At 72.8% G+C, this 20,768-nt stretch carries 22 protein-coding genes; 11 read left to right on the top strand and 11 right to left on the bottom strand.

Annotated features, from left to right (window positions below; genetic code table 11):
• A partial coding sequence (locus tag BKE38_RS04070; RefSeq protein ID WP_207553482.1) for a pyridoxal-phosphate dependent enzyme occupies window positions 1-510 on the top strand: 510 nt, incomplete at its 5' end.
• Here BKE38_RS04070 and BKE38_RS04065 read toward each other — a convergent pair.
• Window positions 504-956, bottom strand: a complete 453-nt coding sequence (locus BKE38_RS04065; RefSeq protein WP_165694104.1) for an Lrp/AsnC family transcriptional regulator — start codon at window positions 954-956, stop codon at window positions 504-506. The two genes, BKE38_RS04070 and BKE38_RS04065, sit on opposite strands and share 7 nt — an antisense overlap.
• A gap of 104 nt (window positions 957-1,060) precedes the next feature.
• On the opposite strand from BKE38_RS04065, the gene BKE38_RS04060 reads away from it, so the two are divergent.
• The 5 genes from BKE38_RS04060 (at window position 1,061) to BKE38_RS04040 (ending at window position 5,077) form a co-directional block, all read left to right on the top strand.
• Window positions 1,061-2,377: a cystathionine gamma-synthase family protein gene (locus tag BKE38_RS04060; RefSeq protein WP_076956089.1), complete on the top strand. Its 1,317-nt coding sequence runs from the start codon at window positions 1,061-1,063 to the stop codon at window positions 2,375-2,377.
• Window positions 2,378-2,562: 185 nt separating this feature from the next.
• The gene (locus tag BKE38_RS04055) at window positions 2,563-2,973 is read left to right on the top strand and encodes a hypothetical protein (protein ID WP_076956088.1); all 411 of its coding nucleotides are present in this window, start codon (window positions 2,563-2,565) and stop codon (window positions 2,971-2,973) included.
• Window positions 2,974-3,135: 162 nt separating this feature from the next.
• Entirely contained in the window at window positions 3,136-4,167 is a 1,032-nt protein-coding gene (locus BKE38_RS04050; protein WP_076956087.1) for an amino acid ABC transporter substrate-binding protein, read from the top strand.
• Between the two features lie 259 nt (window positions 4,168-4,426).
• Window positions 4,427-4,687 carry a hypothetical protein gene (locus BKE38_RS04045; RefSeq protein WP_076956086.1) on the top strand — a complete coding sequence of 87 codons (261 nt, stop codon included), beginning with the start codon at window positions 4,427-4,429 and terminating at the stop codon, window positions 4,685-4,687.
• Window positions 4,688-4,822: 135 nt separating this feature from the next.
• Complete coding sequence (locus BKE38_RS04040; protein ID WP_076956085.1) at window positions 4,823-5,077, top strand: hypothetical protein; 255 nt, start codon at window positions 4,823-4,825, stop codon at window positions 5,075-5,077.
• Between the two features lie 8 nt (window positions 5,078-5,085).
• On the opposite strand, the gene BKE38_RS04035 is transcribed toward BKE38_RS04040, so the two are convergent.
• On the bottom strand, window positions 5,086-5,649 hold the full coding sequence (locus BKE38_RS04035; protein WP_076956084.1) for an RNA 2'-phosphotransferase: 564 nt from the start codon (window positions 5,647-5,649) through the stop codon (window positions 5,086-5,088).
• Between the two features lie 179 nt (window positions 5,650-5,828).
• On the opposite strand from BKE38_RS04035, the gene BKE38_RS04030 reads away from it, so the two are divergent.
• The gene (locus BKE38_RS04030; protein WP_076956083.1) at window positions 5,829-7,412 is read left to right on the top strand and encodes an ABC transporter substrate-binding protein; all 1,584 of its coding nucleotides are present in this window, start codon (window positions 5,829-5,831) and stop codon (window positions 7,410-7,412) included.
• 30 nt (window positions 7,413-7,442) lie between these two features.
• Here the strand turns inward: BKE38_RS04030 and BKE38_RS04025 are convergent, their stop codons facing one another.
• Window positions 7,443-8,153 (bottom strand): molybdate ABC transporter substrate-binding protein, encoded by a 711-nt coding sequence (locus BKE38_RS04025; protein WP_076956082.1) that lies wholly within the window; start codon window positions 8,151-8,153, stop codon window positions 7,443-7,445.
• Between the two features lie 182 nt (window positions 8,154-8,335).
• Here BKE38_RS04025 and BKE38_RS04020 point away from each other — a divergent pair, with 182 nt between their 5' ends.
• Both BKE38_RS04020 and BKE38_RS04015 read left to right on the top strand, forming a co-directional pair.
• A complete protein-coding gene (locus BKE38_RS04020; RefSeq protein ID WP_076956081.1) occupies window positions 8,336-8,998 on the top strand; it encodes an aspartate/glutamate racemase family protein in 663 nt (220 codons plus the stop codon).
• A 120-nt stretch (window positions 8,999-9,118) separates the two neighbouring features.
• The gene (locus BKE38_RS04015) at window positions 9,119-9,439 is read left to right on the top strand and encodes a hypothetical protein (protein ID WP_076956080.1); all 321 of its coding nucleotides are present in this window, start codon (window positions 9,119-9,121) and stop codon (window positions 9,437-9,439) included.
• Here the strand turns inward: BKE38_RS04015 and BKE38_RS04010 are convergent.
• The 3 genes from BKE38_RS04010 to BKE38_RS04000 are packed head-to-tail and all read right to left on the bottom strand — an operon-like array spanning window position 9,419 to window position 12,734.
• Window positions 9,419-10,414: a Bug family tripartite tricarboxylate transporter substrate binding protein gene (locus BKE38_RS04010; protein WP_242662182.1), complete on the bottom strand. Its 996-nt coding sequence runs from the start codon at window positions 10,412-10,414 to the stop codon at window positions 9,419-9,421. The two genes, BKE38_RS04015 and BKE38_RS04010, sit on opposite strands and share 21 nt — an antisense overlap.
• Entirely contained in the window at window positions 10,411-10,905 is a 495-nt protein-coding gene (locus BKE38_RS04005; protein WP_076956078.1) for a GAF domain-containing protein, read from the bottom strand. Before BKE38_RS04005 ends, BKE38_RS04010 begins: the two co-directional genes overlap by 4 nt.
• Window positions 10,902-12,734 (bottom strand): CocE/NonD family hydrolase, encoded by a 1,833-nt coding sequence (locus BKE38_RS04000; protein WP_076956077.1) that lies wholly within the window; start codon window positions 12,732-12,734, stop codon window positions 10,902-10,904. Before BKE38_RS04000 ends, BKE38_RS04005 begins: the two co-directional genes overlap by 4 nt.
• Window positions 12,735-12,807: 73 nt before the next feature.
• Here BKE38_RS04000 and BKE38_RS03995 point away from each other — a divergent pair, with 73 nt between their 5' ends.
• Complete coding sequence (locus tag BKE38_RS03995; protein ID WP_242662180.1) at window positions 12,808-13,803, top strand: LysR family transcriptional regulator; 996 nt, start codon at window positions 12,808-12,810, stop codon at window positions 13,801-13,803.
• A gap of 141 nt (window positions 13,804-13,944) precedes the next feature.
• On the top strand, window positions 13,945-14,346 hold the full coding sequence (locus tag BKE38_RS03990) for a hypothetical protein (RefSeq protein ID WP_076956076.1): 402 nt from the start codon (window positions 13,945-13,947) through the stop codon (window positions 14,344-14,346).
• Between the two features lie 73 nt (window positions 14,347-14,419).
• Here BKE38_RS03990 and BKE38_RS03985 read toward each other — a convergent pair whose 3' ends face one another.
• From BKE38_RS03985 to BKE38_RS03965, 5 genes are all read right to left on the bottom strand, one after another.
• On the bottom strand, window positions 14,420-16,312 hold the full coding sequence (locus BKE38_RS03985; protein WP_076956075.1) for a DEAD/DEAH box helicase: 1,893 nt from the start codon (window positions 16,310-16,312) through the stop codon (window positions 14,420-14,422).
• A 129-nt stretch (window positions 16,313-16,441) separates the two neighbouring features.
• Window positions 16,442-17,581 (bottom strand): hypothetical protein, encoded by a 1,140-nt coding sequence (locus BKE38_RS03980; protein ID WP_076956074.1) that lies wholly within the window; start codon window positions 17,579-17,581, stop codon window positions 16,442-16,444.
• Between the two features lie 100 nt (window positions 17,582-17,681).
• Entirely contained in the window at window positions 17,682-19,076 is a 1,395-nt protein-coding gene (locus BKE38_RS03975) for an L-serine ammonia-lyase (protein WP_242662178.1), read from the bottom strand.
• A gap of 111 nt (window positions 19,077-19,187) precedes the next feature.
• A complete protein-coding gene (locus BKE38_RS03970) occupies window positions 19,188-19,661 on the bottom strand; it encodes a TNT domain-containing protein (RefSeq protein ID WP_076956073.1) in 474 nt (157 codons plus the stop codon).
• A gap of 106 nt (window positions 19,662-19,767) precedes the next feature.
• Window positions 19,768-20,768, bottom strand: a 1,001-nt coding sequence (locus BKE38_RS03965; protein ID WP_076956072.1) for an aldo/keto reductase, incomplete at its 5' end; no start/stop codon positions are given.

The raw sequence follows: 20,768 nt of genomic DNA, 5'->3' as shown, positions 1-20,768 counted from the left end.
GTCGAGACCACCGGCCCGGAGATCTGGCAGGACAGCGACGGCGCGGTCGACGTGCTGGTCGGCGCCGTCGGCACCGGCGGCAGCATCTCCGGCACCGGCCGCTATCTGAAGGCGCAGAAGCCCGGGCTGCAGGTGGTGGTGGCCGAGCCCAGCCCGGAGTCCGTCCCCTCCGCGGAGCATCCCTATGCCGAGACCATCGAGGGCGTGCACAAGGTGACCGAGGTCGATCCCAAGGGCCTGCCCGCCAATTACGATGCCGGCGTGGTCGATGCCACCGTCGCCGTCAGCCTGGCCGAGGCGCGCGCCGCGGCGCAGGATCTGGCGCGGGAGGAAGGGCTGCTGGCCGGCACCTCGGGCGGCGCCGTGCTGGCCGCCGCGCTGGCCGTGGCGCGCCGCCCCGACAGCGTCGGCAAGACCTTCGTCCTGGTCGTCGCCGACAGCGGCGAGCGCTACCTGTCGCCGCCGGTGGTGCCGGCGCCGCGCGAAGCAGCGCTCGCCGCCGCTCAATAGGGCAGCGGCACGCTGTCCTTGACCTCGCCGATCACCACGCTGGTCTCGATGCCGAAGACACCGGGCAGCTCGGCGAGCGTGGCGCGCAGGAAGAGATTGTAGCTCTCCATGTCGCGCAGCCGCAGGCCCAGGACATAGTCGTGCGGCCCGGTGATCAGGTGGCAGCTGGTCACCTCGCGCAGGCTGCAAACCCTTTGCTCGAAGTCGCGGATGGTGGCGCGGTCGCGGCTCTGCAGCTTGACGAAGGCGAAGAGCTGCAGCCCGTAGCCGCAGGCCTTCAGGTCGACCGCCAGGGTGTAGCGGCGGATGATGCCGGCCTCCTCCAGCGCGCGGATGCGGCGGCGCACGGGCGTCGCCGAGAGCGGCACCCGCTCGGCCACCTTGTCCATGCTCAGCCGGGCATCCTCGCTCAGCACCGAGAGGATTTTCCGGTCGATATCGTCCATCGTGGTCATTTCCCGCTACGATCCGCCCGATACTGAGCCGATTCAAGCGGAAATCCACGGCTGCCGCAGCGTATCATCGCCCCGAAACCCAGGGGAGACGAAGCATGGCCAAGGATTTCCGGCGCACCCATCTGGACGGGCATCCGCTGCATCCGCAGACGCAGATGACCGCCTTCGGCTATGACCCGTCGCTGTCGGAAGGCGCGGTCAAGCCGCCGGTCTTCCTGACCTCGACCTTCGTCTTCGACAGCGCCGAGCAGGGCGCCGAATTCTTCGACGTGGTCGCCGGGCGCAAGCCCGCCCCCTCCGGCATGGGCGCCGGCGGGCTGGTCTATTCGCGCTTCAACCACCCGAACCTGGAGATCGTCGAGGACCGGCTGGCGCTCTACGACCATGCCGAGGCGGCGCTGGTGACCTCCTCCGGCATGGCGGCGATCAGCGCGGTGGCGCTGAGCTTCCTGCGCCCGGGCGACACGCTGGTGCATTACACCCCGCTCTATGGCGGCACCGAGACGCTGATCGGCAAGGTGTTCCCGCAATGGGGCATCACGCCCTTCCCCTTCACCGACGGAGCCAGCGCCGAGGCGCTGCGCGAGACGCTGCAGCGCGCCGCCGCCAGGGGCCGGGTGCGGGTGGTCTATCTGGAGACCCCGGCCAATCCGACCAATGCGCTGATCGACCTGGCGATGGTGCGGCGCGTCGTCGACGACTGGGCGGGCGACGCCGAGCGCCCGATCATCGTCTGCGACAACACCATGCTGGGCCCGGTCTTCCAGCAGCCGCTGGATTTCGGCATCGATCTCTGCGTCTATTCGCTGACCAAGTATGTCGGCGGCCATTCCGACCTGGTGGCCGGCGGCATCACCGGCTCGCGCGCCATGCTGGCGCCGGTGCGGCAGACCCGCTCGGCCTATGGCTTCCAGCTCGACCCGCATTCCTCCTGGATGCTGGCGCGCTCGATGGAGACGCTGTCGCTGCGGATGGAGCGCGCCGCGGAGAGCGGCCGCAAGGTCGCCGCCTGGCTGGCCGGCAACCCGCATATCGCCTGCCAGGTGCTGCATCCCGAGCAGTTTGCCGAGGCGCGCCAGAAGGACATCTATGCCCGGCAATGCTCCGGCCCCGGCTCGACCTTCGCCTTCACGGTCGCCGACGACCGGGCGCTGGCCTTCCGCATCCTCAACCAGCTGCAGATCTTCAAGCTGGCGGTGTCGCTGGGCGGCACCGAATCCCTGGTCTGCCATCCGGGCTCGACCACCCATTCCGGCGTGCCGGCCGCCCTGCGCCAGCAGAGCGGCGTGACCGAGGGGCTGATCCGCGTCTCGGTCGGGCTGGAGCATCCGGACGACCTGATCCGCGACCTGGACCAGGCCTTCCGCCACGCGGTGGCGGCACAGCCCGCGGCGGCCCTGGCGGGAGGCTGACGCCGCCCGGCGCAGGCCGGCACTGTCGGGTCGGCCACGACAGGGGATGGCCGTCCCGGCGGCACGGCGACACAGCATGTCGATGCGGGCAAGAAATGACACTTGCTTACTTTTTTGGTGCTGGAAATTCCGCAACAGGAATGGTTGATTTCCTGGGTCGCTTTTGAACGCCCCTGGAGACGCCCGTGACCAACGACAATGCCAGCCTGCAGGGACTGACCGTCCTGGTGGGCGAGCCCGGTTGCGCCCGCAGCGATTTCCTGCACGACGTCCTGACCGGGGCCGGGATCCATGTCATCGGCCCGGTACAGGACGCCGCCTCGCTGCAGGAGATGCTCGAGGTCTTCGCCATCGACGCGGTCCTGGTCAATGCCCTGCTGCTGAAGGATCGCACCGCCCCTGCCCTGTCGCCGCTGGCCGCCGAGGCCGGGATGCTGGTCTTCGGCAGCGAGGCGACGCTGGCCGCCACCCGCCTGCCTCGCGGCGCCCGCAGGCTGGCCGGGCCGCTGACGCCGGAGACGCTGTGCCGCGGGCTGCAACTGCTGCTGGCCGCGCGCGAGGCCTCGGGCCCGGCGCCGATGCTGCGCCTGGCCTGACGCGGGCGGGGCGAGCCCGCCCGGCGGGCCAGCATCGGGCGCGGCGATCTCCGTCCTGGCCGCGGCGCGCGGCTGGCCTGGCCTGGCCTGGAAAGCGTCGCTTTACGAAGCCCGCCCCCGCCCCGCATGCTGCGTCCAACGAAAAATCATCGGAGGACCGCCATGCTTCGCATCCGTCACGCCGCCGCTGGCCTGGGCCTGGCGCTCGCCGCCTGGGCCGGCGCCGCCCCCGCCCTGGCCGGCGCCACGCTGGAGGCGGTGCGCAGCCGCGGCACCGTCACCTGCGGCGTCAACACCGGCGTCGCCGGCTTCTCGCAGCCCGACAGCCAGGGGGTCTGGCGCGGGCTGGACGCCGATCTCTGCCGCGCCATCGCCGCCGCCGCGACCGGCGACGCCAGCAAGGTCCGCTTCGTGCCGCTCTCCGGCCAGCAGCGCTTCCCCGCCCTGCAATCCGGCGAGATCGACGTGCTGGTGCGGCAGACCACGGCGACCATGGGGCGCGACACTGCGCTCGGCCTGCGCAGCGTCGGCATCAACTTCTACGACGGCCAGGGCTTCATGGTGCGCCAGGACGCCAGGCTGACGCGCGCGGCCGAGCTCGGCGGCGCCACCATCTGCGTGCAGCAGGGCAGCACCACCGAGGGCAATCTCGCCGACTGGGCGCGCGCCACGAAGCTCGCCATCACGCCGGTGCTGTTCGAGCGCATCGACCAGGTGGCCACCGCCTTCACCGCCGGGCGCTGCGACGCGCTGACCACCGATGCCTCGCAGATCGCCGCCGTCCGCGCCACTTTCCCCAACCCGGGCGACTACACGGTGCTGCCCGACCGCATCAGCAAGGAGCCGCTGGGCCCGATGGTGCGGCGCGACGACCAGGAATGGTTCGACCTGGTGCGCTGGGTGCTGAACGCGCTGGTCGAGGCGGAGGAACTCGGCATCACCGCCGCCAATGCCGAGGCGCGCCGCGCCGGCGACAGCGCCCCGGCGGTCCGCCGCCTGCTGGGCGCCGATCCGGTGCTGGCGCAGCCGCTGAAGCTGCAGCCGAGCTGGGCCTATGACGCGATCCGCGCCGTCGGCAACTATGGCGAGCTGTTCGAGCGCAATGTCGGCCGCGCCACGCCGCTGGCCATGGAGCGCGGGCCCAACGCGCTCTGGACCGCGGGCGGGCTGATGTATGCCTGGCCGCTGCGCTGAACTGACAGCACCGCGCGCTGCAAATTCCGACAAGGCGCTGCGCAACGGCAGCGCCGGTGGCGGGTTGCTGCGGTGTCGGTCCCCAAGCTCGACGCGCCTCGCCGCCATCCCTTGCCGGGATGGCGGCTTTTTTTGCGCGCCCCGAACGGTTCAGCTCAAGTCATCACAGCCGGCGCCGTCGTTTTATTGATTAGACAACGCTCAAAACTTGTGTCGATACCTGTCCAAGATCGATTTCTGAGACATTGGATCCTGCCCCGTGCCCAAGTTTGCGACGACAGCCCTGACGGCGGCCGCCCTGACACCCTTCGAGGATCTGCGCCGCTGGGATGACGAGGTCCGCCGGCTGACCCGGGGCTACGGCAAGGCCAAGCAGGCGCTGGCGCGGCAGCCGGGCTGCCAGGCCGCAGCCGCCGCCTTCGACACCGCCGGCCGGCTGCTGATGGAGGCCATGCAGGAGCGCCACCGGCGCGAGACCGTGCTGGCGGCGATGCGGCGGCTGTTCAGAATGGTTCCGTAACTGCCACGAATAAGAAACTTTCTTTCTTGTGATGACCTCCGCACGCAATCTCTCCATGGATAGCCACCATCCGCCATGCTGGGTTGGAGGCTGATCGGGGAGCGCCGCCGCGCCGCCGACAGAAGGACGACCCGGATGCAGGCCATCGCCGCGGCGCCGCTCCTGCGGAGCGCGCTGCTGGACCTGGAGCAGTGGAAGACGGCCGTGACCCAGCGGATGCGCGACTATGCCGCGGCGGAGCTGCTGCTGCGCGCCATGCCCGGCGACCCGGGCGCCGCCACCGCCTTCGCCGCCCGCGGCGAGCGGCTGATGGACGCAATCAACGAGCGGCAGCGGCGTGAGACGGCGATCCGCGCGCTGCGCCACCTGCTGGAGGTCGCGGCGCGCTGAGCCCTGCCTCAGCCGGCCGGCAGCAGCGCCAGGCGGTGCGGCGGCACGTGGTCGCAGAGCCAGACGCCGTTCTCGCTCCGCCGGAAAACAGCGCCCTCGGCCTGCAGCGCCGCGGCATCGACCTGCAGCACGACCGGCGTGCCGCGACGCTGCCCCACCGCCCGCGCGGTCGCCGGCTCGGCGCTGAGATGCACGTGGTGCCGCGCCATCGGCCGCAGCCCCTCGCGCAGGATGGCCTCGAGGCAGCGCGCGACGGTGCCGTGGTAGAGCACCGCCGGCGGCACGGCGGCGCGATGCGCCAGCGCCACACCGTCCAGGCTGTGGCCCTGGTTGGCGCGGATCCGCGCGCCATCGGCGGAGACGGCGTAGCGGGTCTTGGCGTCGCCCGCGACCAGGGCGTCGAGCGCCGCGCGGTCCAGCGGATGGCCGAGCCGCTGCAGCCCGCGCAGCAGCGCCTCGACCGGGGTCCAGCCTTCGGCGTCGAGGCTGATCCCGCCGGCGGCGGGGTCGTGGCGCAGCAGCAGGGCCATGGCCTTGCTCGCCTGCACCAGGGCAGGATCTTTCGGTGTCATGCCGCTGCCTATCCCGCGGCGGCGGGCCGCGCCAAGCCGCATGCGGCGCGCTGGAGCAGAGGTGATGCCGGCGAAAGATCCGCTTGGCGCGGTGACCATCTCGGCTATCGTCCCGGCGACAGGACGGGCCGGGGCAAGCGGGGCGCACGCCCCGGACGACAAGGACAAGGAGACGTTCCATGCAACGACGTGATCTTCTGGCGGCGGCGGCGGCGCTGGCCGGCGGCTTCGCCGCCGCGCCGCTGCGCGCCCAGCCGCAGGGCGAGCTGCAGATCGGCATGGCCGGCGCCTTCACCACCATCGACCCGCATTTCTTCCACGCGACGCCGAACCACACCGTGGCGATGCACATCTTCGAGCGGCTGGTCGACCGCGCGCCCGACGGCACGCTGATCCCGGGCCTGGCGGAAGGCTGGACGCTGCTGGACAGCACCGTCTGGGAATTCCGCCTGCGGCCGCGCGTCACCTTCCATGACGGCGGCGCCTTCACCGCCGAGGACGTGGCCTTCACCTTCGACCGCGCGCCCAGGGTGCCGAACAGCCCGGGCGGCTTCGGCACCTTCCTGCGCGCCGTGGCGCGGCTCGAGATCGTCGACCCGCTGACCATCCGGCTGCACACGCATCAGCCGGCGCCGGACCTGCCGGCCAACCTGACCTATATCGGCATCGTCTCGCGCCGCGTCGGCGACGGCGCCAGCACCGCCGACTACAACAGCGGCAAGGCCGCGATCGGCACCGGCCCCTATCGCTTCGTCTCCTTCACCCCGGGCAGCCGGGTCGAGCTGGCCCGCTTCGACGGCTGGTGGGGCGCCAGGCAGCCCTGGGAGAAGGTGACGCTGCGGCTGCTGTCGAACCCCGCCGCGCGCAGCGCCGCGCTGCTCTCGGGCGACGTGCAGGTGATCGAATCGCCGTCCGTCAGCGACCTGCCCAAGCTGCGCGAGACGCCGCAGGTCAGCGTCGCCAGCGTGCCCGGCATCCGCTGCATGTATCTGGTGCCCGACTTCTCCCGCGAGGGCGAGAGCCCCTTCGTGCTCGGCCAGGACGGCAAGCCGCTGGCGAAGAACCCGTTCCGCGACCGGCGGGTGCGGCAGGCGCTGTCGATCGCCATCCAGCGCAGCGCCCTGGCCGAGCGCGTCATGCTGAACACCGCCGTCGCCACCAACCAGTGGATGCCGGAGGGCAGCTATTCCTATGCGCCGAAGATCCGCGTGCCCGAGGCCGATGCGAACCGGGCGAAGGCGCTGCTGGCCGAGGCCGGCTTCCCCGAGGGCTTCCGCCTGACCCTGCACACGCCGAACGACCGCTATCCCAACGACTCCCGCCTGGCCCAGGCGGTGGCGCAGATGTGGACGCGGATCGGCGTGCAGACCACGGTGGAGGCGCTGCCCTGGAGCAGCTTCTTCGGCCGCGGCAACCGGCAGGAATTCTCCATGGCGCTGTGGGGCTGGGGCAGCCCGACCTTCGAGGCCGGCTACATGCTGACCAACTGCATCGCGACGCAGGAACGCGCCCGCAACCGCGGCGCCTACAATTACGGCCTCTATTCGAATCCGGCGCTGGACACGGCGATCTTCGCCGCGGTCGAGGAGATGGACGCGGCGAAGCGCCAGACGCTGCTGATCGCCGCCGCCGAGCAGGCCATGGCGGAGGTGCCGATCATCCCGATCCTGATGCTGGAGAATCTCTGGGCGGCACGGCAGGGGCTGCGGCTGCAGCCGCGCCGCGACGAGCGCACCCTGGCCACGGATATCGCCGCGGCCTGAGGCGCGCTGCCGCCCGCGTCGGTCCCGCCGTCAGACGGCGGGGTCGACGCCGCTGTCGCGATAGGCGGCGTGGAACTTCGGGTCGTTCAGCGTCGCCAGGAATCCCTGGGCCGCCGCGCGATGCGGCGAGCCCGGCATGACGCCGGCCGAGAAGGACGACACCTTCTGCAGCGCCTCGGGGAACTTGCCGACCAGCTCGATGCCCTTGACCACCAGCAGCTCGCTGACCTGCTGCACGGCCAGGTCGGCCTCGCCGGTCACCAGCTTCTCGGCGGTGAAGCCGGCGGGGATGACGGTGGCGCGGGCGCGCACCTCGGCGGCGATGCCGAGCTGCTCGATCACCGTCTCGAAATGGATGCCGCTGGCGCCGGCGCGCGAATAGGCGACGGAGCGCGCCGCCAGCAGCGTCGCGCGGAAGTCGTCGAGCGTGTCGATCCTGGGATGCGGCGCGCCCCGGGCGACGGCCAGGCCCAGGCGCGAATGCGCGATCTCGACGCGGGTCGCCGGATCGACCTTGCCCTCGGCGATCAGCTGGTCCATCGATTCGCGGATGGCGACCAGGATGTCGGTCTCGGCGCCGGCCTTGACCTTCTCCATGATCAGCGTGGTGGGCAGCCAGTCGACGGCAATGCGATGGCCGGTGCGGGCCTCGTAATCGGCGATGATGCCGCCCTCGAAGGCGCCGCGCACCGCCAGGCCTGACCAGATCCGCACGGTGTCCGCGGTGACGTCGCTCGACATTGCTGCAGGCCTTTCTGTTGCCCGTTTCCCTCGCCCCGCCGACGCCTTGACCCGGACGTTCCGGGGGCGGCTTCACAGACCATGGCAGGCCCCGGGTGTCAACGCGGCCGGCCGGCTTGGAGGCGGCCGCCGGATATGCCAGGAAAGCCAGGGCGCCACGCCCGCCGGAACCAGGAAAAGAAATGTCCAAGCGGATCGTCCTGCTGCATGCCACCCCGGTCGCCATGGCGCCGGTCCAGTCGGCCTTCGCCGCGCTCTGGCCGGAGGCGGAGACGGTCAACCTGCTGGACGACGCGCTGTCGCTCGACCGCGCGCGCGATGTGACGCTGAGCGAGGCGATGATCGAGCGCTTCGTGGCGCTGGGCCGGCACGGCTTCCGCAGCGGGGCGGACGGCATCCTGGTCACCTGCTCGGCCTTCGGCCCGGCGATCGACCGGCTGGCCGACGCCCTGCCCGTGCCCGTGCTGAAGCCGAACGAGGCGATGTTCGAGGCGGCCATCGCGCAAGGGCAGCGGATCGGCATGCTGGCCACCTTCGCCCCCTCGATCGGCACCATGACCGAGGAGTTCGAGGAATTCTCGGGCCGCAGCGGCGGCACGGCGCAGCTGACCACCCTGCTGGTGGCGGAGGCGATCGACCGGCTGAAGGGCGGCGATGCCGAGACGCACAACCGCCTGGTCGCGGCCCGCGCGCCGGAGCTGGCCGGCTACGACGCCATCATGCTCGCGCATTTCTCCACCTCGCGCGCCGCGGCAGCGGTGCGGCAGGCGGTCGATGTCCCGGTGCTGACGGCGCCCGAGGCGGCGGTGCAGCGGATGCGCGCCCTGGTCGAAGCGGCGGCCTGAGCGGCGCCACCTTGCCGTGAGCCGCCGCGCGACTCTGAACGAATCATGTTCTCTTTCTGTTCTGGATGCTAAAGCCGGTCGCTCGGGGCCTGCAGGGGTGCAGAAGAGGACAGCTCGACCATGGGATTCGAAGCCAGAGACCACGGATACCGGCTGCCCGGCGCCACGGCGCTGGTGCTGGACAGCCATCTGGCGCCCTGGCGCGGCTGGATGGCGCGCTCGCGCTGCCTGGATGCCGACTGCCCGCCGAACCGGCTGATCGCGGTCGGCGACATCCTGGCGGCGCGCGGCGACGTCACCCTGCTCGGCATGGCCGAAGGCCTGCGCTGCCATGCCTGCGGCGCCAAGGCGGGCAGCGTCAGCCTGGTGCTGCGCTCGCCGGCGGGCGAGATCGTGCAGCCGCTGCGCGGGCGCGCCGCGCTATTCGGGCACCGCGCCTGAGGCGCGCACCACCGGCGCCCATTGCGCCACCTGCTGCCGCACGAAGGCCTGGGCCTCGTCCAGATAGGCCTCGCCCGGGGTGCTGGACAGGTCGGCCAGGCGCTGGCGCACAGTGGGCTCGCCCTGGGCGGCGCGCAGCGCGGCGGCCACCGCCTCCAGCACCGGGCGCGGGGTGCCGGCCGGCGCCGCCAGCCCGGCCCAGCCATCCGCCACCACGCCCGGGAAGCCGAGCTCGGCGAAGGTCGGGATCTCCGGGAACAGCGGCGAGCGCCGCGAGCCGGAGCTGGCGAGCGGCCGCATGCTGCCGGCGCGGATGAAGCCGCTGGTGGCGGTCAGGCTTTCGACGATGCCCGGCAGGGTGCCGCCCATCAGATCGGCGCCCGACTGGGTCAGGCTGCGATAGGGCACGTGCTCCATCGTCGCGCCCGAGGCCTGGGCCAGCTGCACCCCCAGCAGATGCGCGACCGAGCCGACGCCGGTGGTGCCATAGGCCAGGCCATCGGCGCGGCGGGCGGCGGCCAGCCAGTCGGCCAGGCTGCGCATCGGGCTGTCGGGCCGCACGCAGAGGATCCAGGGCGTCTGCAGGATCATGCCGATATGGGCGAAGTCGCGGTCGGCGTCCCAGGCGATGCGGTCGCGATACAGCGTCTGGCCGATCGCCAGGCCGCTGATGGTCGAGACCACCAGGGTGTAGCCGTCGGCCGGCGCGCGCGCCGCGGCGGTGGTGCCGATGGTGGCGCCGGCGCCGGGCCGGTTCTCCACCACGATGGTCTGGCCCAGATGGCGCGACATGGCCTCGGCGAAGACGCGGGCGACGATGTCGGTGGCGCCGCCGGTGCCGAAGGGCACCAGCAGGCGGATCGGCGCGCGCTGCGGCCATGGCGCGGTCTGCTGGGCTGCGGCCGGCCGTGGCGCGGCCAGGCCCAGGCCGGCGGCGGCCAACAGGCCGCGGCGGGAGAGGCGGGAAGACATCATGCGGTGCTCGCAGCCCCGCCGGTGCCGGTCAGCAGCAGGACGGGGATCATGAGGTGGGACAGCACGCGGACGGGCGTCAGGTGGTCGTCGTGATAATGCCCGGCGCCATGCAGCAGGTTGACCTGCCCCAGGCTCCGGCCGCGCCACAGCACCGGCATGTTCAGGATGCTCTCGCAGCCGAGCGCGAAGATCTTCTCGTGGTCCGGAAAGTCGCGGCGCAGCTCGGCGGCGTCGCGGCCGATATACGGTTTTCCGCTCTCTGCCACGCGGCGCTGGGTGGGCGCGTCGGCGAAGGCCTTGCGCGCGCCGACCGGGAAGAGCTCCGGGCGGTTGCTGTGGATGCGCTCGGCGACGCCCTCGGCATGGTGATAGACCAGCACCGAGAGGAAGCGATGGCCGACCGCCTGCTGCAGCGCCGCGTCCAGCGCCTGCAGCGCGGCCTGCGGCTGCTGCGCCTCCGCCAGCGCGTCGATGACGGCCTCGAGAGTCACGGCCCCACCCGGCGGCGCAGCGGCAGGTCGAGCGCCGAGCCGTCCGCGCCGCCGAGCCGCAGGCTGAGCAGCGGCGGCCGGCCATGCGGGACCTGCACGCAATGGTCGGCATCGGCGCCGGCGATGGACAGCCGGATGCGGCTGCCGGCGCGGAACACCCAGGAGACCGGCAGCAGCGGGATGCGGATGCGCTCCACCTGTCCCGGCACCAGCGGCGCCGCATCCTCGCGGCGGAAGGAGCGGAAGGGCCAGCTCGTGCGGTAGTTCGCCGGCGCCGGGCTTTCCCTGCGGTGCAGCGCGCGCAGCAGGCCTTCGGTGACGTAGCGGACGGTGCCGTCGGCCTCGACCTCGGAGAGATAGGCGAAGAGCGCGGCATCCGGCTCGCTGCAGGCGAGCTGCAGATCGGCGATGCCATGGCCGGTCAGCTCGGTGTCCTCGGCCAGCGGCGCGGAGCTCCAGCCGATCAGCCTCCCTTCGCGCTCCTGCCAGTCGGCATAGTACAGAACACTGTTGATGCCGGCGATGCGCTCGAAGCGGGTGCCGTGGCCGCTGCCGGCGGCGAAGTCGGCGCGGGTCTCGGCGACCGTCGCAGCGGCGGGCGCGGCCTCGGCCAGCACGCCCCCGGGCGCCAGGTGCAGCCGGCGGGTGTCCGGCAGCGGCGGCCAGGACGGCGCGGCCATCCAGGCCTCGGCATGCAGGCCGAAGTAATGCACCGGGGCTTCCTGCTCCAGCCCGGTGTCGCGGCCGAGAAGATAATGGTCGAAGAAGCGCAGCACCTCGCCGAGCAGGGCGAAGTCGGGCGCCTGCTGGTTCCGCCAGGGCGAGACGTTGCAGCGCGCGCCATGGTCCCAGGGGCCCAGCAGCAGATGCACCGGATTGCGGTCCAGCGTCAGGAAGCGGGCGATGGCGCCATTGGCATAGCCGGCGCCGTCCATCCAGCCGGAGACCGCCAGCACCGCGACATCCTCGCGGATCCCGTCGCGCACCGAATAGGGGCTGAAGGAGGCGGAGGAGAAGGACGGATCGTAGGGCAGCGGCTCCTCGCGAAAGCGGAACTCGCCCATGAAGTCCGGCTGGCGGAAATTGCCGGCATGCTCGCCGATCGCCTGCGCCAGCAGCGCGCCGTCCGGATCCTCGTCGACCGGATGCGGCCCGGCGAGATCCGGATTGGCGTAGTAGACGAAGTTCTTCAGCAGGTCGCGGCGGTCATGGTCCATGGCGACCATCAGCTCGTCATAGCTGCGCGCCAGCTCCTTCAGCAGGATGCCGCCGGGATAGTAGTTGTCGGCATAGGTGTCCCAGACGGCGAAGAGCGGCGCGATGGCCTTGACCGCTTCATGCCCGGTGCTGGCCAGGAAGTCCGAGGCGGCGCCGGGATAGGAGATGCCGGTGGCGCCGATGCGGCCATCCGACCAGGGCTGCGCCACGATCCACTCGGCGATCTCGCGGCTGTCATCGCGCTCGCGCGGCGAGCGGAAGCTGTCGCGGGTGCCGAAGCTGGCGCCGGTGCCGCGCACATCGACCACCACCACCGCATAGCCGCGCGGCACGAAGAGGTTGATGAACTTGCCGGCATTCGGCGTGGCGTCGCCGGCGCCGCCCGGGCGCAGCAAGAAGCGGCGGTAATAGGGCGTCAGCACCAGGATCGCCGGCACCGGCCCGTCGGCGCCCGCGGGCCGCCAGACATCGACCGCGATGCGGCAGCCGTCGCGCATGGCCAGGTAGCGGGAGGCCGGCTTGTCCGGCAGCGCGAAGGGCACCGGACGGTCGGCCAGGTAGCGGCCGGGGGGAAGCGTCCAGGCGGTGCTGCCGGTATCGCCGTCGGACATGTCGCTCTCCCCTCGCCGCGCCGGACCAACCGGCGGCCTGGCCCAGCGTGCTGAGTTGCGCCAGATGCGTCAAATGCGTAATTCCAGCATTGAGCTGCGCTTTCCGCAGCATGGCGGGGGCATGGGCATGCTGGGCTACCGGTCGCTGGCGGCGCTGCGCGCCTTTGTCGAAAGCGGCTCGGTGGCGCAGGCGGCGGCGCGGCTCGGCCGCACCGCGCCGCAGGTCGGCCGGCTGCTGGCGGCGCTGGAGGCGGAGCTGGGCTTCGCCCTCTTCACCCGGCACAACCGCCGCCTGCTGCTGACCGCCGAGGGCGCCCGCTTCTACGCCCAGGCCGAGCGGGTGCTGGCCGGGCATGACGGGCTGGACCGGCTGGGCCGCGAGATCCGCCAGGGCCGGCGCGACGACCATCTGCGCCTGCTGATCGCGCCGCAGGTCACCAACGCCTTCATCGGCGAGGCCCTGGCCGCCATGGCCGCAGACGTGCCGGGCTTCACCGCGACGGTGGAATCCCGCATCCGCCTGGATATCGAAAGCTGGGTGGGCCAGGAGCATTTCGACCTGGCGGTCACCGTGCTGCCGCTGACCCATCCGGCGCTGGAGGTCGAGGAATTCTGCGCGGTCGAGGCGGTCGCCGCGCTGCATCCGGCGCATCCGCTGGCGGCGCGCGACAGCCTCGAACTGGCCGACATCGCCACGCAGCCGCTGGTGGTGACGCATCCGCGCTCGCTGATCCGGCAGCGGCTGGAGGCGCTGTTCCGCGCCGCCGGCGAGAGCCCGCGCATCCGCTTCGAGACCAGCAGCGGCGCGGTCGCCTGCCAGCTGGCCTCGCGCGGCATGGCGCTGGCCATCGCCGATCCCTTCGTCGCGCGGTCGAGCGGCGCGGCGCCCCTGGTGCTGCGCCGCTTCCGCCCGGCGATCCCGCTGCCCTATGGCCTGCTGTTCCCGACCTGGCAGCCGCGCTCCGCCACGGTCGAGCGGTTTTCGACGCTGGTCGCCGGGGCGGGGCATCGGCAGGCGGCGGCGCTGGCGGCGATGCTGGGCGGCCCGGCCGGCGCGCGGCCGCAATAGCCATCCCCACCAAGTTTGCGCCGAAGGAAATATTTGCGCCCAGAGAAAAGAAAGATTGATTTTATTTCCGCATTGACATGAAGTTTATTGTAGATCACGTATTGGTGACCAACTTCCTCCAAGCCCGATAGGCTTCCGATCATGCAGATCGCTTCCGCTTCTTCCGTCGCCCAGGACGCCGCGCTGTTCGACGCCTGCCGGGCCTTCGCCGGCACCGACGACCTGCTGCGCGAGCTGGAGGCCGCCGCCTGCGCCGGCCAGCCGTCGGAGGTCGCCTTCGACGTGGTCGAGGAGCCGCGCCTCGCCGCCCTGGCGCGGGTGACGCTGATCGGGGCGGTCTCCGCCGAAGGGCTGCAAGCCAAGGCGGCGGTGCTGGGGCGGCTGCTGGACACCGAGCTGCGCGAGCCGCTCGCGCGGCGCGATGCGCTGCTGCGCAGCCTGATCGCCGACATCCTGGCCTGGCCCGGGCAGGGCGTGCTGCCGGCCGGGATCGAGGACGCCCTCGGCGCGGAAGGCGGGCCGGCGCTTCCCTGCGGCCGCTGACGGCATTGGCCCGGCCGGGCGTCCTGGCCGGCCCCGCCAGCGCCATGGCACGGCGGCGGCGCCGCCCGCTGCGCTAGCGGTCCCTGGGCCGCTTCGGCTGGGCCGGCCGGCCGACCGGCGGCTTCCACTCGCCGCGCTGCCGCACGCTCCAGGCATAGCGCGGGTCGCCGTCCAGCAGATGCACATGCTCGGCCAGGCGGTTGCGCTCCAGCCAGCCCAGCGCCGCCTCGAGCTCGGCCAGCGTCATGGCGGCGCGCGACTTGTCGCCGGCGACCCGCTTCAGCACCGCGTTGTAGCGGTGGTACAGGCCCGGCCCCATGACGCCCTTGTGGTGGCCGATCGCGCCGGCCTCGTCCTCCACCGCCTGGGCCGCCACCATCTCGCCAAGCCGCGCCCGCAGCCGCCGCTCGACGACCGAGGGAACCTCGACCAGCTCGCCCTGCGCCGCCGCCTGCTCCGGCCGGCGCATCGCCAGCTCGGGCCCGGGTGCCAGGTGGTCGTAGCGCAGCGCCAGCGCGTTGGAGGAGAGCGGCACGATGCCCGGCGGCGGGGCGGGCAGCTGGTCCAGCAGCCAGGCCGGCAGGCCGCCCTTGCCGCGCGCTGCCTTGACCCGGCGCGCCAGCGTGCCCTGCTCGGTCTCCATGCGCCGGCGGAACAGGCTGAACAGCGGGTCGTCCGGGTGGAAGACCAGCGCCTGCTGGCCGTCATAGGGGCCGGCATGCGGGTCCACCCGGGTGGCGCGGGCCACCATCTGCTCCAGCCAGGGGCGCGAGCGGATATGCGTCAGCGCCGCGACCACGGCGACCTCCGGCGCGTCCAGCCCCTCATAGGCCATGGCGACGGTGACCAGAACGGAGGGCTCGGGCCGCAGCCGGAAGGCGGCGAGCAGCGCATGCGCATGCGGCGTGTCGGACGTCGCCAGCTGCACCGCCTCCTCGGCCTGGGCCGCCGGGATCCATTGCCGCACCACCTTCAGATAGTGCCGCGCCGTGCTCTGGTCGGGCGCCACCACCAGCAGCTTGCCCAGGCCGCGCGCCGCCTCGCCCGGCGCCAGGCCGCGCGCCCGCCGCCGCTCCGCCCGCAGGTCGCGGACCGCCAGGAAGGCCCGCCGCAGCAGGGCTTCGGCGAAGCCGGTGCGCAGCGCGGTGAACAGCGCGGGGCGCGTCGTCTCGTCGGGATGCAGCCCGGACAGGCGATGCGGGCCGAGCGCGTTGCCGGCCTCGTCCTTCCAGCTCGCCTCACCGTCCAGCGCGCCGAAGACCACCGGCAGCACCGAGCGCTCGGCCAGCGCCTGGGCGCGGGAATAGCCGACCACCGCCCAGCCCTCGGCGTCGAGCTCGACCTCGCGGGTGCGCGTCTTCGGGCCCTGGCGATAGGGCAGCCAGAGGATGCCGCGGCCATCCGCCCGCTCCAGCGTGCCGGACAGCAGCAGCCGCACCCGGGCGCATTCCAGCAGCGGCAGGATGGCGCGCGACCAGGCGCTGGCCTGGTCCTCCTCCGGCTCCGCCGCGGCGGCGGCCGGGTCGATCTCGGCCAGGGCCGGCAGGTGATGCACCTCGTCCACCACCAGCAGGGTGCGGTAGCGGCGGAACTCGGCCAGGTGCAGGTCGGGCGCGGCGCTGACGCCCTGATAGGTGGTGACATAGCCGGCCAGGCCGCGGCTGGGATCCGGCGCATTGTCGGCGGCGCGCACCGAAAGCTGGTGGCCCAGCACCTGGCGCCAGGCCGGATCGGCGAAGGCCTCCTCGGCCTGCAGCCGCAGGCTGTCGCGCGGCACCACCCAGCAGATGCGCTCCACCATGCCCGCCGCGATCAGCCGCGCGGCGGCGATCACCGGCAGCAGCGACTTGCCGCCGCCCGGGGTCACCGCGGCCAGGATGTCGCAGGCGTCGGTCTGCCCCGTGGCCATCGCCTCGACGACACCGGCCAGGCGCTGCTGGTGCGATCGAAGCGGGCGAAGGCTCACGGGAGGACGCGGAACGGATCGTGCACAAGAGCAATCTAGTCGGCCCGGAATCCGCTTTCCAGGGGCCAGCGGACCGCCATTGCCCCGGCGCCGGCCGCCCGCCGGCGCTTCCCGGCCTCCGCGCCCGGCTCAGCCGCCGAACGGCGTCGCCTGGCGGCGCAGGACCGCGTTCCACACCGTCTCGAAGAGCGGGTTGCGCACCCCGTCCGGCGCGCCCTCGACCGAGAGGATCGCGGCGCAGGCGCCCTTGGCCTCGCCCTGCCCCGCCACCAGCGCGGTCTGAGGGGTGGCGCCCTCGGGCCCGGCGATGCGGCGCCAGCGCGCGCCGAGCTCGGCCGCCGCCAGCTTCGCCTTGTCGCAGTCGCCATAGCCGAGCGCGACGACCAGCCCGGCGCGGCCGGGCCCCGCCAGGTCGGCCATCAGCCCGGCCTGCCAAGCCAGGAAGGGCGCCGGCGGATCGGACAGCGCCTTGCGCGCCGCCTCCATCCCGCCTTGCAGCATCGCCGCCGGATCGCCCGGCGGATTGGCCAGCACCGGCGACAGCAGCACCGCCTGCAGCAGCCCGCCATCGCCGATCCGCGTCTCGATCCCCTGCAGCGCCACCGCCAGCGCCGGGCGGGTGGTGGCGGCCGGCAGGCCGCGCAGCCGGGCCAGCATCTCGGCATCCTGCCCCTGCACCAGGCTGGCGCCCTGCTGCGCCACGGCCGAGGGCGCCGGCAGGCTGCGCCAGGGATCGCCCATCCGGTCCATCACCCCGATCGGGCCGGGATCGACCAGCACCTCGCCCTCGGCGCGGAAGCCGCGGCCGCGCAGATGCGCCATCACCGCGCCGGCGGCGGCCTCGTCGGCCAGGCGCCACAGGGCCAGGCTGCGGCCGATGCCGAACATCGCCTCGACCTGCTGCGGCGCGACGCCGGCGGGGGTCTCCCAGCGTGCGGCGCCGACCGTGCCCAGGACGGCGATCGGCGTGATCTCGGCGGCGACGTTGGCGCGGCGCAGCGTGGCGGCCGCCCAGGGACCTGACGTGGGGCCCGAGGTGGGGCCCGACGTGGAGCCAGGCGTGGGGCCAGGCGCGCCGGCCACCAGCGACAGCGCGGAAAGCTGCAGGAAGGCGCCCTGGATCGGCGCCGGATTGTCCAGCAGCATCGCCGGCACCTGCCCCAGCGCCTCGCGCAGCCGCGCCAGGCCGTCCTGCGGCGCGGCCTGGGCCGGGGCCGAGGCCAGGCAGGACAGGCCGAGCAGCGAGAGGACGATGCGGCGTGAGATCATGCGGCGGCTCCGGTCGGAATGCGTCGCCCTGAGACACTCCGATGCGGCGCGCCGCGCAAGCCGGCCGCGCCGCCGCTTGCGCAAAGGTGATCGGTTCCGCTCAGCACTCGATGGCGTTGACGGCCAGCCCGCCTTCGGAGGTTTCCTTGTACTTGGACAGCATGTCGCGGCCGGTCTCGCGCATGGTGCGGATCACCTGGTCGAGCGAGACATGGTGCTCGCCATCGCCATGCAGCGCCAGCCGCGCGGCGTTGATCGCCTTCACCGCGCCGATGGCGTTGCGCTCGATGCAGGGGATCTGCACCAGCCCGGCGATCGGGTCGCAGGTCAGGCCCAGATTGTGCTCCAGCCCGATCTCGGCGGCATTCTCCACCTGGCGGTTGTCGCCGCCGAGCGCCGCCGCCAGCCCCGCCGCCGCCATGGCCGAGGCCGAGCCGACCTCGCCCTGGCAGCCGACCTCGGCGCCCGAGATCGAGGCGTTGCGCTTGATCAGCGAGCCCACCGCGGTCGCCGCCAGCAGGAAGGTCTCGACGCCGCGCGCATCGGCGCCGGCGACGAAGTTGACGTAGTAGTGCAGCACGGCCGGGACGATGCCGGCGGCGCCGTTGGTCGGCGCGGTGACCACGCGGCCGCCGGCGGCATTCTCCTCGTTGACGGCCAGCGCGTAGAGATTGACCCAGTCGATGCCGTGCAGCGGGTCGTGCTCGTTCGCCGTGCGGCGGTCCAGCAGCCGGCGGTGCAGTGCGGGCGCGCGGCGGCGGACCCGCAGGCCGCCGGGCAGCTCGCCATCCTGGCGCAGGCCGCGCGAAACGCAGTCGCGCATCGCCTCCCAGATGCGCGCGATGCCCGCGCTGATCTCGGCGTCGCTGCGGAAGCAGCGCTCGTTCCTGCGCTGCAGCTCGGCGATGCTCAGCCCGGCCGCGGCCGCCATGGCGAGCATCGAGGCCGAATCCTGGAAGGGATAGGGCGTCTCCGGCGCGGCCAGGTCGCCCTGCACCGCGTCGTCATCCTCCTCGACGATGAAGCCGCCGCCGATCGAATAGTATCTCCGCTCGATCTCCACGCCGTCGGCGGTGGCGGCGGCGAAGGCCATGCCGTTGGTGTGCCGCGGCAGGATCTCTCTCTTGTGGAAGAGAATGTCCTGGTCGGGGCAGAAGGGCACCGCATGGCCGGTCGGCAGCGTCAGGCTGCGGCGGTCGCGCAGCGCGGCGAGCAGCGCCGGCGCCGCATCCGGATCGATGCTGTCGGGCCTCTCGCCGAGCAGGCCCAGCATCACCGCGGCATCCGTCGCATGCCCCTTGCCGGTCAGCGCCAGCGAGCCGTAGAGCGCGACGGTGATGCGCGCGAAAGGCCGGTCGGGCAGGCTGGCGATGAAGCGGCCGGCGGCGATCATCGGGCCGACCGTGTGCGAGCTCGAAGGGCCGATGCCGATCCTGAACAGGTCGAAGAGCCCGGCCCATGGCATGGGCGGCGCCGTCGCCGTGGTTTGCGTCATTCCCTCACCCTGTCGCAGCGCCGCAGGCGCGATCCAGGCCGCGACGCGCGCGGCCAGGGCGACTGAACAGCATCCGCCCGCCGCGCGCCAGGGCGCGGGGCGCGGAAACGTCTAGGGCGATCCGCACTGGGCCGGCTCGGCGGGCAGCCGCTGCAGCGCGCCATCGGCCACCAGCTGCGCCGCGCTGGCATCGGTCATGATCTGGATGGCGCCACCGGTCTCGCCGAACCAGGGCGCGGCGGTGCCGATCCGCACCACCAGCGGCGCCGCCACGCGATAGACGGCATAGGGCTGGTCGCGGCAGGCGCGCGGCAGCGCCCGGGCGGCGAAGGCGGCGCCCTTCGGGCTGAAGAAATTGCCGCGCTCCGGGCCGAAGCGGTCGAGCAGCACGCCCGGCGGCAGCACGATGAAGCCCTCCACCTCGGCGAAGCCATAGCGCGGCGGCCAGCGATAGCCATCCGCCTGGACCCATTCGGCGCCGAGCCCGGGCCGCGCATCGGGCGGCATCGGATGCGTCGGCGGCGCGCAGCCCGCCAGCAGGCCGCACAGCGCCGCCACTCCGCACCACCGATCGATGCCGCCCATGCCCCGCCGCTCCCGCCTGTCGCGCCGGCGGATTTCTTCCCATTCCGCAACGGAAAGCAAGGGGGGGGCCGGCCGGGACACCGTCCCGGCCAGGCCGGAAGGAGAATTACGCGGGCACCGGGGCTTGGGGATGGATCAGCTGCTCGGCGCGCAGCTCGGCCCAGAAGGCGGCCGGCACCGTGGTGCGGAAGGCGTCGGCATTCTGCACCGGCTGCTCGGGATGGCTGGCGCCGGGCACCAGGCAGGAGACCACCGGGCTGGCATGGAGGAAATGCAGCGCGGCGACGCGCAGGTCGACGCCGTGGTTGCGCGCCACGTCGCGCATCCGCTGCCGCTTCTCGATCATCGCCTGGGGGATGCGCGGGCCGTAGTTGAAGCGCTCCTTCCCCGCCAGGAAGCCGCCATTCAGCGGCGCGCCGACCATGATCGAGGCGCCGGCCTGCTGCAGCGCCGGGACGATGCCCGCCATCGCGCGGTCGTGGTCGATCAGCGAATACTGCGTCGCCGCCAGGAAGAGGTCGGGCTGCGCCACCTTCAGCGCCTCCAGGATCGGCTCGGGGTCGTTCACGCCGAGGCCCCAGGCCTTGATGATCCCCTCCTCCTTCATCCGCTGCAGCGCCGGGAAGGCGCCGGTCCGCGCGATCTCGAACTGGGCGCGCCAGTCGCCGATGTCGGAGGTGCTGGGCGACAGGTCGTGCACGAAGACGATGTCCAGCCGCGACAGGCCGAGCCGCTGCAGGCTGTCCTCGATCGAGCGGCGGGTGCCGTCGGCGGTGTAGTCGAAGCGGTGGCGGAAGGGCGGCGCATCGGCCCAGTTGGCGACCCGGCGCAGGCCGAGGCTGGCATCCGGCTCGAGGATGCGGCCGACCTTGGTGGAGAGGACGAATTCGTCGCGCGGCTTGCTGCTGAGCACCGCGCCCATGCGCCGCTCGCCACGGCCCAGCGTGTACCAGGGCGAGGTGTCGTAGAGGCGGATGCCGGCCGACCAGGCGGCCTCCATCACCGCGATGGCCTGGGCGTCGGAGACCACCTTGCCGAAGCCGTTGCTCAGCGGCTGGCCGCCAAGGCCGAGGCGCTGCGGCGGACGCCAGCGGCCGGTGCCGGCGG

The sequence above is a fragment of the Teichococcus deserti genome, assembly GCF_001982615.1.
Classification (GTDB): domain Bacteria; phylum Pseudomonadota; class Alphaproteobacteria; order Acetobacterales; family Acetobacteraceae; genus Pseudoroseomonas; species Pseudoroseomonas deserti.
This window is presented reverse-complemented; position numbering and strand designations above follow the sequence as displayed.